General features: G+C 68.9%; 14 protein-coding genes. 8 read left to right on the top strand and 6 right to left on the bottom strand.

Annotated elements, in window-relative coordinates:
* Positions 1-68 precede the first annotated feature (68 nt).
* Positions 69-524 (bottom strand): bacteriocin immunity protein, encoded by a 456-nt coding sequence (locus ABTV10_RS14355; RefSeq protein WP_499027944.1) that lies wholly within the window; start codon positions 522-524, stop codon positions 69-71.
* Between the two features lie 35 nt (positions 525-559).
* Positions 560-889 carry a DUF6891 domain-containing protein gene (locus ABTV10_RS14350; protein ID WP_499027942.1) on the bottom strand — a complete coding sequence of 110 codons (330 nt, stop codon included), beginning with the start codon at positions 887-889 and terminating at the stop codon, positions 560-562.
* A gap of 161 nt (positions 890-1,050) precedes the next feature.
* Here ABTV10_RS14350 and ABTV10_RS14345 point away from each other — a divergent pair, with 161 nt between their 5' ends.
* Positions 1,051-1,512: a hypothetical protein gene (locus ABTV10_RS14345; RefSeq protein ID WP_499027941.1), complete on the top strand. Its 462-nt coding sequence runs from the start codon at positions 1,051-1,053 to the stop codon at positions 1,510-1,512.
* Between the two features lie 41 nt (positions 1,513-1,553).
* Here ABTV10_RS14345 and ABTV10_RS14340 read toward each other — a convergent pair whose 3' ends face one another.
* Entirely contained in the window at positions 1,554-1,913 is a 360-nt protein-coding gene (locus ABTV10_RS14340) for a hypothetical protein (RefSeq protein WP_499027938.1), read from the bottom strand.
* A 102-nt stretch (positions 1,914-2,015) separates the two neighbouring features.
* Positions 2,016-2,249, bottom strand: a complete 234-nt coding sequence (locus tag ABTV10_RS14335; protein WP_499027936.1) for a hypothetical protein — start codon at positions 2,247-2,249, stop codon at positions 2,016-2,018.
* Positions 2,250-2,371: 122 nt separating this feature from the next.
* Here ABTV10_RS14335 and ABTV10_RS14330 point away from each other — a divergent pair, with 122 nt between their 5' ends.
* Positions 2,372-2,764 carry a hypothetical protein gene (locus ABTV10_RS14330; RefSeq protein ID WP_499027934.1) on the top strand — a complete coding sequence of 131 codons (393 nt, stop codon included), beginning with the start codon at positions 2,372-2,374 and terminating at the stop codon, positions 2,762-2,764.
* Between the two features lie 36 nt (positions 2,765-2,800).
* On the opposite strand, the gene ABTV10_RS14325 is transcribed toward ABTV10_RS14330, so the two are convergent.
* Positions 2,801-4,873 (bottom strand): acyltransferase family protein, encoded by a 2,073-nt coding sequence (locus ABTV10_RS14325; protein ID WP_499027932.1) that lies wholly within the window; start codon positions 4,871-4,873, stop codon positions 2,801-2,803.
* Between the two features lie 133 nt (positions 4,874-5,006).
* Here ABTV10_RS14325 and ABTV10_RS14320 point away from each other — a divergent pair, with 133 nt between their 5' ends.
* Genes ABTV10_RS14320 through bioD form a run of 3 tightly spaced genes read left to right on the top strand, consistent with a single transcriptional unit; the run spans position 5,007 to position 8,190 of the window.
* A complete protein-coding gene (locus ABTV10_RS14320) occupies positions 5,007-6,296 on the top strand; it encodes an adenosylmethionine--8-amino-7-oxononanoate transaminase (protein WP_499027930.1) in 1,290 nt (429 codons plus the stop codon).
* 53 nt (positions 6,297-6,349) lie between these two features.
* Complete coding sequence (locus ABTV10_RS14315) at positions 6,350-7,504, top strand: 8-amino-7-oxononanoate synthase (RefSeq protein WP_499027927.1); 1,155 nt, start codon at positions 6,350-6,352, stop codon at positions 7,502-7,504.
* Positions 7,501-8,190, top strand: a complete 690-nt coding sequence (gene bioD / locus ABTV10_RS14310; protein WP_499027925.1) for a dethiobiotin synthase — start codon at positions 7,501-7,503, stop codon at positions 8,188-8,190. Before ABTV10_RS14315 ends, bioD begins: the two co-directional genes overlap by 4 nt.
* Before the next feature lie 41 nt (positions 8,191-8,231).
* Here the strand turns inward: bioD and ABTV10_RS14305 are convergent, their stop codons facing one another.
* Positions 8,232-8,723 (bottom strand): hypothetical protein, encoded by a 492-nt coding sequence (locus tag ABTV10_RS14305; RefSeq protein ID WP_499027923.1) that lies wholly within the window; start codon positions 8,721-8,723, stop codon positions 8,232-8,234.
* 206 nt (positions 8,724-8,929) lie between these two features.
* Between ABTV10_RS14305 and ABTV10_RS14300 the strand changes: the two genes are divergently transcribed.
* The 3 genes from ABTV10_RS14300 to ABTV10_RS14290 are packed head-to-tail and all read left to right on the top strand — an operon-like array spanning position 8,930 to position 12,003.
* The gene (locus ABTV10_RS14300; RefSeq protein WP_499027920.1) at positions 8,930-9,214 is read left to right on the top strand and encodes an Rv0250c family protein; all 285 of its coding nucleotides are present in this window, start codon (positions 8,930-8,932) and stop codon (positions 9,212-9,214) included.
* An 11-nt stretch (positions 9,215-9,225) separates the two neighbouring features.
* Positions 9,226-10,029: a succinate dehydrogenase subunit SdhC gene (gene sdhC / locus ABTV10_RS14295; protein WP_499027919.1), complete on the top strand. Its 804-nt coding sequence runs from the start codon at positions 9,226-9,228 to the stop codon at positions 10,027-10,029.
* 42 nt (positions 10,030-10,071) lie between these two features.
* Positions 10,072-12,003, top strand: a complete 1,932-nt coding sequence (locus ABTV10_RS14290) for a fumarate reductase/succinate dehydrogenase flavoprotein subunit (RefSeq protein ID WP_499027917.1) — start codon at positions 10,072-10,074, stop codon at positions 12,001-12,003.

Here is a 12,003-nt window from a genome sequence, read left to right as displayed (position 1 = left end):
GTCGGAGTTCTCGATTCTGCACGGTACGGAAGTCGGGGAATACTCGGAATTGCAAACCTCGTCGCCGGTCACAGGGCAATGGGGCGATATTCGAGAATCTCATCGACGATGCGCTCAGCTGAGGCGTCCCGCAGTTCGGCCGGCGGGTAGAAGATCACGTCGCTGACCCGCGGATGCGACACGGTGCTTTCCGGCAGTCGCAGGTAGTAGTCGCTCTCCGGGTCACCGGCCAGGAGTCTGCGGACGATCTCGACGAGTTCGTCCGTGGAGATGTCGACGATGCGGGGCCGCATCGGCCGGGCCGCCTCCAACGCGAACTCGGCCAAGGTACGGCTGCCGTTGTACTCGGCGAAGTCGAGTGCCGCGTAGTCGTGCCCCGTCCGCGTGTTGAAAGCCGAAATTTCCTGGCGCGCTCTCTCGGATCCGTTGAGCACCAGTTCGGCGATCCGCACGATCTCGCGACACAGTTCGTCCAGTCGCTGCTTGCTCACTGGCGGGGGCAGCAGTTCGGCTCTCAGGTCCACGGCACGGATTATGCCGCCGGCCTCCGACACGCCGATTACTCCTCGATCGGGGCGTACCAGTCGGCGTTCTCGAGTAGCACCCGCGTGCCCAGGTCGCGATTCCATTCCGGCTCGATGCCGTGCCGCCGGAAGTCGGGAAACACCACGTCGTCGAGCAGGCGCGTCACGTCGGCCGCGTCGAAGTTCTCGGGCGGGAATGCGCCGTAACCGATGTAGGTCTCGCCGTTCTCGACGAGACCGTCGGTGTCCTGCTGGTGGAAGTACACGTAGCCCTGCCAGTGGCGGCTGTCGTCCCGCTCAGCAAATTCCAGATATGGCGACTCGGGAACCACCGTCCATTCGCATCGGTATGCAGGTCGAGCCATGGAACAGCCATCGCTCCCGACTCCCGTTCGGGTGTCGCTGTTCGGAAAGCGTCTGCGCCGCCGAGGATCACGTTCAGTTGCAAGTATGCTCACCTCCCGTGGCCAACAGTCTCGACGCAGGTCTGCGGGATTCCGAAGGTGAACTCGCGCCCACGCGCTTCGTGATCGCCCACGACGACTACCACGCGAGGTTCGTGGGAAGGACCGCCGACGGTAGGCAGTTCTTCATCACAACCCCGTTCAGCTCGGTGACATACGACCACACCAGCGGTGAGTTCGTGGCGCGATACCTGTTCGACGCGGACGGTGCACTCGTCGACGCGACGATAGTCGCTCTCGGCGCCCGGCCCGACACGGTGGCGCTCCCGGGAAACGTGATGCAGTCTCCCGCCCAGGCGGAAGCACTCGAGCAACTCCTGAATGCGATCCAGCCCGTCACCTTTGGGAACATCGCGATATCCCCGTTCTCGATCACCGCGCACGGCCGGGAATTCGGACTGATACTGCAGGGACCGGACCCCGACTATCCAGACGACGACGACTGGCACTGGACGGTCACGGTGGAACCGGGCGACTACATGGCCTTCTATTCTCCTTGGGACAGCGGCGAATACGATACGTGACGGACCTCCGGGGGCGCGGACTCCCGCGCCGGCCAGCCCGTCTACGCCATGCGTTGCGTCGTGACCGTCCACGCCACTCGATCCGCGACAACCGCGCCCGCGTCGTCGACACAATCCCGGGCCAGCATGTCGGCGATGAGTTCGGCCATGCGGTCGAGATGCATGTTGTCGACGTCGAACGTGACCGTGTGCACCGTCTGATGCGCCGGGCTGTCTCCGGGATGCTCTACCTGCCATCGGGTTCGAAGGGCATCCGCGATCACCTCGTCGACCTGTGAACTGCGGTCGACCACGGTGAGAACTTCGCTTCCCTCGAGAGCGAAGATGTCCGCCACCACCGCGTCGACGTCGCGGCCTGTGCCGAACAGATCGACCCGGATCGGATCCACACGAGTGCGCATGCGACGACGATCCGTCATCTGTCCGGCGAGATTCGAACGACGCGGCGTGACAGGGTCGTCCGCAAGTGGAACTCCTGGTGAACCAGTCGGTGTAGGTGACGCTCAGTCGCAGTCGTCCTGGAACTGTTTCCGTGCGCCCTCGATGATCGTGGTGGGGTCTTCACCGGTGGCCTGAGCGATCCGGTTGGCGAGATGCCAGATCATCCCGAGCATCTCTTCCACCCTCTCGTAGGCATCGCCGGGATGGTCGATCGTCCTGACGAATTCCTCGAGCTCGATGATCTGTCCGTCACGACTCGTGATGTGCCCGAACGGATCCGCCATCGAAGCCCCCATCTCCAGAAAGTTGTCGTCGTTCTCCGACGATTCAGGCTATCGCGGGAGGGTCACCTCGATCGAGCCGCCTGGTCCCGATAGGCTGCGGCCGGCATGGCTCGTGGTCGGATGGGGATGGTGGCATGGGTGTCTGGGGTTCGGGGAACTTCGATAGCGACACGGTGGCGGACGGGCTGGGCGAGCTGACCGACCGGATCATCGGGGACATCGCGGAGCACTACGAGGACGGATCCGACGATTCGGCCCTGGAGCCGGACGAGTGGGGCGGGGAGATGGTTCCCGCTTGGCTGGAGATCCTGGTCGAGATCGTCGAACCCGGACGAGTCGGTGCGACCTTTCCGTCGGTCGCGGTGCTGACGGACTGGCGCGACCGGTATCTGCGTGTGTGGGACGACTACATCGACCATCTCGAACCGAGTGACGGCCACAAGGTCGAGCGCCGCGCGGTGCTCGTCAGCACCTTCGAGCGGGCGATCGCCGTGGCCGTCGCTCGCGAACGGGACCGGCGCGCCTGACGATTCGGCCGACCGCGCCGTGGCGGCCGGGCGGTCTCACCACCAGCCGGTCGCCGGTCCGAGGAGGCGGTCGAGTTCCGGGGCGAGGGTCCGAACGTAGGTCGCGGTCAGGTGGTTCGAGTCGCGGTAGACCAGGACGTTGCCCTCGATGACCCGGCACCGGTCCGTTCGGCACACGGCATCGGAGAGGTCGAGCAGCTGGACGGTCGGGAGGTCGACCGTCGCCGCCTGTGCCGGGTCGATCGGGGCCAGGACGTCGGCGCGGTCGATCCCGCAGGAGTCGGCAGAGCCGCCGCGGTGGGCCAGGCAGTCGGCGGCGCGGTACTGGACCCCGTCGCTCGCGAGCCACGGGGTGTCACGCAGTCCGATCACCGGCAGATCCCGGTCGGCGAGTTCCTGCCACAGTGCTGTGTACGTGTCGGGGGTGTAGTCGCCGCGCCCGTCGGGCACCGGGCGGGTGGAGGTGCTGAACACGAAGTCGGGCGGGGACTCGGTCATGGCGTCGACGACGCCGAACGTCCACTCCTCGCATTCGCCCACTTCGGAGTCGGGGGTCGGCGGGAGCACCGCGGGGCAGCCCACTTTCACGAACGTTTCCACCCGGAAACGGTGCTCGCGGCCGAGCACGTCGAGCGCGGGAAGCCAGTGCTCGGCGTGCGAACCGCCGATCAACGCGATGGCGCGCTCGGCGTCGGCGTCTCCGTACGTACAGGTCAGTGGATCGAGCTGACCCGGCTGCGAGATGCAGTCCTCGAGCGTCGTGGCGGGAAGGTCGGCGTGCGCGACGAACCGGGACGGCACCTCGCGCGCGTGGGGCGCGTCCGCGCCCGCGACGAGTGCCGCGGCGCCCGGATGGGTCAGCGGGTCGAGGTCGGTGTGTTGTGCCCACTGTTCGGTGCGGCGGTCGATGAATTCGGCCCACGTCACCGATCCCGCGGCCAGCAGCACTGCAAGCGTGGAGGCGACCGCGACGAGCGCCGTGCGGGTGCGTCCGGTGCCGGAAGGGCGCCGGATCGGGGTCTCGATCAGTCGGGTGGTCAGTTCGGCGAGCGCCAATGACAGCGCGATGACGCCGAGGCCGCCCGTGAGCCCGGCGTCCGTGCGGCCGCTCACCACGAGGTAGACGATCAGGACCGGCCAGTGCCACAGGTACAGGGCGTACGCGATCACTCCGAGGCGGAGCAGCGGGCGGGACGCGAGCGCACGGGTGAACGGATTGCCGTCCGTGCGGTCCGCCCCGGCGCTGCCGGCGACGATCAGTGCGAGGGCGGCGCCGACCGGAACGAGGGCCCACGGACCCGGGAACTGTGAGCGGCCGTCCAGGAGCATGCCGCAGCCGAAGACGATCGCCAGTCCCGCGATCGACAGTGTGATCCGCACGGAGCGCGGCACCCGCAGCCGCGGGGCGATACACGCGAGCACGCCACCGGCAAGGAGTTCCCACATGCGCGCATTGGTGTCGTAGTACAGCCACGTCTGCGGCAGGTCACTCGTGGCCGCGTAGGTGAGCGACGCGACGGCGAGGATCGAAAGCAGGACGGTGAGCGGCCCCCGGACCGAGTTGCCGCGGGCGCGTAGCAGCCAGGCCGACCCGAACACCACGACGAGCGCCGCCAGATAGAACTGGCCCTGTACCGAGATGGACCAAAGATGTTGCAGCGGACTGACGGAAGGGTCCGCGGCCAGGTAGTCGCTCGCACTGTCGGCCAGGTGCCAGTTCTGCAGGAACAGCAGCGACGCCGTGGTCTGCTTCGCGGTATCGAACCACGACGTGGCGGGGTGGTACGCGACCGTGAACACCGCGACCGCGGCGAGGACGACGACGAGTGCGGGCATGAGGCGCCGGGTGACGCGGCGCACGACCGGGACCGGGTCCAGGAGCGCCGGTGACTCCGCGGTCCGCAGGAGGGATCCGATGAAGAAGTAGCCCGACAGCACCAGGAAGATGTCGACACCGCCGGAGACCCGGCCGAACCACACGTGATAGACGACGACCAGTCCGATCGCGAGGCCGCGGAGCCCGTCGAGATCGTGGCGGTGGGCAGTGCGGACGGGGGCTGCGGAGCCCTGCTGGTGACCGGTGGAGCGGTCCATGGCACGGGCTGACACGCAATCCTCTCGGGTCGGGGGTCGAATGCACGGTGCGCCGGAAGTCGGCAGCGGCACCTCCACGTTACCTGTCCGTGTCCTCGGCGTTACCTGCCGACCGGTCCGCGTGTCGGGACGCCTACAGTCGGGCGGCGTGAACCCCCTGAGCATGTCTTCCGATCGGATCGTCCAGATCGACACCACCCACCTGTGGCATCCGTATGGCGCGTTTCCGGCCTCCACCACTCCGCTCGTCGTCGAGTCCGCCCAGGGTGCCCGGCTGACGCTCGCCGACGGTACCGAGCTGGTCGACGGGATGAGCTCGTGGTGGTCGGCCGTGCACGGATACCGCAACCCGGTGCTCGACGCCGCCGTCACCGACCAGCTGGGCAGGATGAGCCACGTGATGTTCGGCGGGCTCACGCACGCCCCCGCGGCTCGGCTCGCGGAACTGCTGGTCGAGATCACACCCGACGGGTTGGACAAGGTGTTCCTCGCGGACTCCGGGTCGGTATCGGTCGAGGTGGCCGTCAAGATGTGCCTGCAGTTCTGGCGGAGCAATGGCCGGCCCGAGAAGCACCGGCTGCTGACGTGGCGCGGCGGCTACCACGGCGACACGTTCGCGCCGATGAGCGTGTGTGACCCCGACGGCGGAATGCACTCGCTGTGGACCGACGTTCTCGCGCGGCAGGTGTTCGCGCCCGCGCCGCCGCGGGACTTCGACCCGGCCTACGTCGCCGAGTTCGAGCGCCTCGTCGCCCGGCACCGCGACGAGCTGGCTGCGATCATCGTCGAACCGGTCGTCCAGGGTGCCGGCGGGATGCGCTTCCACCACCCCGATTACCTGCGGGAACTGCGTCGGATGTGCGACGAGCACGAACTGCTGCTGGTGTTCGACGAGATCGCGACCGGGTTCGGGCGCACTGGCGAGCTGTTCGCGGCCGATCACGCCGGGCTGGCCCCGGACGTGATGTGCGTCGGCAAGGCGCTCACCGGCGGGTACCTCACGCTCGCTGCGACGCTGTGCACGACATCGGTCGCGGAGACCATCAGCGCGGGCGAGGCCGGCGGCATCATGCACGGCCCGACGTTCATGGGGAACCCGATGGCGTGCGCGGTGGGGGTCGCGGCGGTGGAGTTGCTGCTCTCGCGGGACTGGCGGGCCGAGGTCGCGGCGCTGAACGAGGGGCTCGCACACGGTCTGGCTCCGGCACGGGACGTGCCGGGCGTCGCGGATGTCCGCGTCCTCGGCGGCATCGGGGTGATCGAACTCGACCGGCCCGTCGACATGCAGACCGTGACCGACGCGGCCGTCGGTGCGGGCGTGTGGCTGCGCCCGTTCCGGAACCTGATCTACGCGATGCCGCCGTACGTGTGCACCGCCGAGGAGGTCGACCGGATCGCCGCCGGCATGGTGGCGGCCGCGCGCAGCCAGAGTCGGTGACCCGATACAAGCCCACTTGAACACCGTTCAAGTGGGCTTGTATCGTGCTGCGGGTGGCTACCGAATGCGATGCGCTGGGTTGGTTGGACGACGTCGAGACCGCACGGCGGGCGGCCGGTCTGCGGCGTGAGCTGCGGCCCCGGGACGCCTCCGACCCGATGATCGATCTCGCCTCCAACGACTACCTGGGTCTGGTGCGGCACCCGGAGGTGGTCGCGGGCGCCGTCGACGCGGTTCGTCGTTGGGGCGGCGGGTCCACCGGCTCGCGCCTGGTCACCGGGACGACGTCCGACCACGAACTGCTCGAACGCGAGCTCGCCGACTTCGTCGGCGCCGAAGCCGGCCTCGTGTTCGCGACCGGGTACGCCGCCAATCTCGGTGCTGTCACCGCACTTTCGGGCAAGGGCTCGCTGATCGTCTCCGACGCCGGTGCGCACGCGTCGCTGGTCGACGCCTGTCGGCTGTCGCGGGCACGGGTCGTCGTCGCGCCGCATGCCGACGTCGACTTTCTCCGCCGCACCCTCGCCGAGCGCACCGAGGAACGCGCGCTGGTGCTCACCGACTCGGTGTTCAGTGCGGACGGCGACCTGGCCCCGCTCGTCGCCATGCACCGGGTGTGCCGCGAGCACGGCGCCGTGCTCCTCGTCGACGAGGCGCACGGCATCGGCGTCCGCGGCCACGGTGGCCGCGGACTCGTCGAGGAGGTGGGTCTGGCCGGCGAGCCGGACGTCGTGGTGACGGCGACCTTGTCGAAGTCGCTGGCCAGCCAGGGTGGCGTGGTGTTGGCGTCGGCGAAGGTGCGCGCCCATCTCGTGGACGCGGCGCGCACGTTCATCTTCGACACCGGTCTCGCGCCGGCAGCGGTCGGCGCCGCGCGGGCGGCCCTGTCGGTGCTGATCCGGGAACCGCAACGGGCGGAGGCCGTGTTGGATCGGGCGCGGGAACTGGCCCGGATCGCCGGCGGTGCCGAGCCCGAGTCCGCCGTCGTGTCGGTGGTGCTGGGTGACCCCGACGTCGCGTTCGCGGCGGCCACCGCCTGCCGGGAGCGCGGGCTGCACGTGGGCTGCTTCCGGCCGCCGTCGGTACCGGAGGGCACGTCCCGGCTCCGGCTGACGGCGCGCGCCACGATCGACGTCGACGAGATGTCGCGAATCGAATCCGTTCTGACCGAGGTGCTTTCGGAACGCCTCGCAGGAGTGTCGGCATGAGCATCGTCGTCGTGTCGGGCACATCCACCGACGTCGGCAAGACCGTCGTCACCGCGGCGCTCGCGGCGGCCCTGCGTGCCGCGGGCCGGTCGGTCGCGGTGTGCAAGCCGGCGCAGACAGGTGTCGCGGTGGACGAGCCTGGTGATCTGGCCGAGGTCAGGCGGCTGAGCGGTGTGACCTCCACCGTCGAACTGGCCCGCTATCCCGAGCCGCTCGCTCCCGACACCGCCGCCCGGCGCAGCGGGATGCCGCTGTTGACCCGCGCTGCGGTGGTGGCGGCCGCACGCGACCTCGACGCCCGCCACGACGTGACGCTGGTCGAGGGTGCCGGTGGACTGCTGGTCCGGCTCGGCGCGGACGGCTTCACCGTGCGCGACGTCGCCGCCGAGCTCGACGCCCCCGTCGTCGTGGTGGCCGCCGCCGGTCTCGGCACGCTCAATCACTGCGCGCTCACCGCGGAGGCGCTCGCCTCGGCCGGGGTGAAGTGCAGCGGGTTCGTCGTCGGCTCCTGGCCGGAGCAGCCCGATCTCGCGGCCCGGTGCAACATGGACGATCTGCCCGCGGTCACTGGTGTCGCCTTGATCGGGCGTGTTCCTACGGGGGTGGCCGGCGCGGGAGCGGCGGAGTTCGCTGCCACCGCCGCGGGATGGTTCGAGCCCGAATGGCTGGCGACATTGGTCGGCTGAACCGACGCGACGCAGGGTCTTCGGCGGCGTGTGCCTCGTCCTCAGATGATGATGCGGCAGTAGATCCGGTCGCCGCGGGCAACCGCCCCGGTGGCCAGTTCGGCCAGCGCCGTGAGGAACGGCGCGGAGGTCTCGGACGGTTCGGACGCCTCGTCGAACACCCAGGTGCGGGCGGCGGCGGCAACCGCTGCCACATCCGAGCCCGCGAGCGCATCGCGCAGTTCGTCGGCGACGGTCAGGATCAGGATGTCGCCGTCCTCGCCGGCCGCGACCAGAGACCCTCGCCGTGGGCCGGCGGCGATCTCGTCGTAGGTCCGACCGGTGAGCACCGCTTCGAGCCTGCCGAGGGCGACGGTGGGGTCGATCCCCTTTGCCTCCAGCACCGGGGTGCCGCTCGCGGCGGCCTGGATCCGCAGGCCGGGGACTCCCGTGTCGACGTCCGGGGCGAGGTCGAGCAGGCCATCGAGGGCGGTGGCGGCGACCTCGTCCGAGGGGGCCGTGAAGTAGTCGGTGATCGCAGACACGACCGGCATCGTCCCACAGTCGGCATCGTTTCGGTCGGGGCGGCCGGCTGGCCGGATGAGCCGAGACTCCGCGTCGCGGCAATCAGCGGCGACGCGGCGGCGGGTGACGTACTGTGAGTGCCATCACATCGTGTAGGCAGATCGGGCGGCGGACCGACAGCCCTCTACCGCTCCGATCGGGCCGAGGAATCGACCAGTGCTTCTCGGAGGTACCGATGACCACCACCGAAGTGATGGAGTTGCAGCGGACGATCGGCCATCTGCGCCAGTGCGTCGGGTCGCTGCGCAACGTCTACGGCGACGCCTCGGCGGTGCGCCGGCTGGCCAACGACGTCGACCGTCTCGACATCGACGCCCATGACCTGGACGAGTCGCCCCCGCGGCCGACGGCCAGCGCCACATCCGAGCGGGTTCAGGTGCCCGACACCCCATACGACCGCTCGCTGTGGCAGGGAGCGGACGACGAGGGGCTCGGCGGCAACCCGCACGAGTCCCCGTGAGGACGCCGCGCGTGACCGAGATCGGCACCCCGCCGCCGGCTCGGGCGGAGATCGCCGCGCGCACGCTGCGGACCGACCGGTGGTGGCTGGCCCCGCTGCTCACCACGGCCGGGTTGGCGGTTTTCGTCGTCTACGCGACGGTCCGCTCGTTCGTGCGGACCGCGTACTGGGTGGACGACTACCACTACCTCACACCGTTCTATTCGCCGTGCATCAGCGCGTCGTGCGTGCCGGGGGCGAGCCACTTCGGGACCTGGGTCGGCGAGCTGCCGATGTGGATCCCGCTCGGCTTCCTCGTGCTGCCGTTCCTGCTCGGCTTCCGGCTCACCTGCTACTACTATCGCCGGGCCTACTACCGCTCGATCTGGTTGGCTCCGCCGGCATGCGCCGTGGCCGAACCGCACACGAAGTACACCGGGGAGACGCGGCTGCCGCTGATCATCCAGAACTCGCACCGCTACTTCTTCTACGTGGCACTCGTCGTGTCGTTGGTGAACACCTACGACGCGGTCCGGGCGTACGAGGGGCCGAACGGGAGTTTCGGACTGGGCGTCGGCAGCCTGATCATCACCGGCAACGTCATCCTGCTGTGGGCGTACACGCTGTCGTGCCACTCGTGCCGGCACGTCACGGGTGGTCGACTCAAACACTTCTCCGCGCACCCGGTCCGGTACCGGCTGTGGACATGGGTGAGCCGGCTCAACACCCGGCACATGCAGCTGGCCTGGACGACGCTGGGGACGCTCATCGTCACCGACTTCTACATCATGCTGGTCGCGAGCGGCACGATCTCGGACCTGCGACTGATCAACTGAGTGCCCTTCCGGCTCCACCGACGGACAGACAGGGGAGTGTGCATGGCCGAGGTCGAACGGCACAGCTACGACGTGGTGGTCATCGGCGCCGGTGGTGCCGGGCTGCGGGCGGTCATCGAGGCGCGCGAGCGTGGGCTGTCGGTGGCCGTGGTCTGCAAGTCGCTGTTCGGCAAGGCGCACACCGTCATGGCCGAGGGCGGTTGCGCGGCCGCGATGGGCAACGCGAACTCGAAGGACAACTGGCAGGTCCACTTTCGGGACACCATGCGAGGCGGCAAGTTCCTCAACAACTGGCGGATGGCCGAGCTGCACGCGCGCGAGGCGCCCGACCGTGTCTGGGAGCTCGAGACGTACGGCGCGTTGTTCGACCGCACCGAGGACGGCCGGATCAGCCAGCGCAACTTCGGTGGGCACACCTACCCGCGGCTCGCGCACGTCGGCGACCGCACCGGGCTCGAGCTGATCCGCACCATGCAGCAGAAGATCGTCTCGCTGCAGCAGGAGGACTTCGCCGAGACCGGCGACTACGAGGCGCGCGTGAAGGTGTTCGCCGAGTGCACCGTCACCGAACTGCTCAAGGACGGCGACCGGATCGCGGGCGCCTTCGGCTACTGGCGCGAGTCGGGCCGGTTCGTGCTGTTCGAGGCGCCCGCCGTCGTGATGGCGACCGGCGGTATCGGCAAGTCGTTCAAGGTGACGTCGAACTCGTGGGAGTACACCGGTGACGGCCACGCACTCGCCCTGCGCGCTGGAGCCAACCTGATCAACATGGAGTTCGTTCAGTTCCACCCGACGGGCATGGTGTGGCCACCGAGCGTGAAGGGCATCCTCGTCACGGAGGGTGTGCGGGGCGACGGCGGCGTTCTCAAGAACTCCGACGGTGAGCGCTTCATGTTCTCCTACATACCCGCGGTCTTCAAAGGTCAGTACGCGGAGACCGAGGAGGAGGCCGACCGCTGGTACAAGGACGCGGACAACAATCGACGCACTCCGGATCTGTTGCCGCGCGACGAGGTGGCCCGCGCCATCAACTCCGAGGTGAAGGCGGGCCGGTCCACCCCGCACGGCGGTGTCTACCTCGACATCGCCTCCCGCATGCCGGCCGACGAGATCGTGCGACGGCTGCCGTCGATGCATCACCAGTTCAAGGAACTCGCCGACGTCGACATCACCAAGGAACAGATGGAGGTGGGTCCCACCTGTCACTACGTGATGGGTGGGATCGAGGTGGATCCGGACACTGCATCATCCACGGTACCAGGGCTTTTCGCTGCCGGAGAATGCTCGGGCGGCATGCACGGGTCGAACCGGCTGGGCGGCAACTCGCTGTCCGACCTGCTGGTGTTCGGTCGGCGGGCGGGGCTGGGTGCGGCCGACTACGTGCAGTCGCTCGCGACGCGCCCGGTGGTCGCGGCGGCCGACGTCGCGGTGGCCGCCAGGGTCTCCGTCGCGCCGTTCGATCCGCCGGCGTCGGGCGCGGGCGAGAACCCGTACACGCTCCACACCGAGTTGCAGCAGACGATGAACGACCTCGTCGGCATCATCCGGACCGAGGAGGAGATCGAACGGGCCATCGCGCGACTCGACGACGTCAAGTCGCGGTTGCCCGGTGTGACGGTCGAGGGGCACCGACAGTTCAATCCCGGGTGGCATCTCGCGCTCGATCTGCGGAACATGGTGCTTGTCAGTGAGTGTGTCGCACGGGCGGCGCTGATGCGCACCGAGAGCCGCGGCGGACACACCCGGGACGACTACCCGAGCATGGACGCGCAGTGGCGGTCGACGCTGTTGGTGTGCAGCACGGTGTCCGGGGATCCGGCGCTGGGTGATCCCGCGGCGGTGCCCGACGTCATCGTCACCCGCGAACAGCAGCCGCCGATGCGTGCGGACCTGTTGGCGCTGTTCGACATCGACGAACTGGGGAAGTACTACACGGATGCCGAGATCGCGGAGCATCCGGGAAGGACGACCTGA

It is taken from the genome of Paraburkholderia sp. RHO2 (assembly GCF_050955445.1).
GTDB classification, from domain to species: domain Bacteria; phylum Actinomycetota; class Actinomycetes; order Mycobacteriales; family Mycobacteriaceae; genus Prescottella; species Prescottella agglutinans_A.
This window is presented reverse-complemented; position numbering and strand designations above follow the sequence as displayed.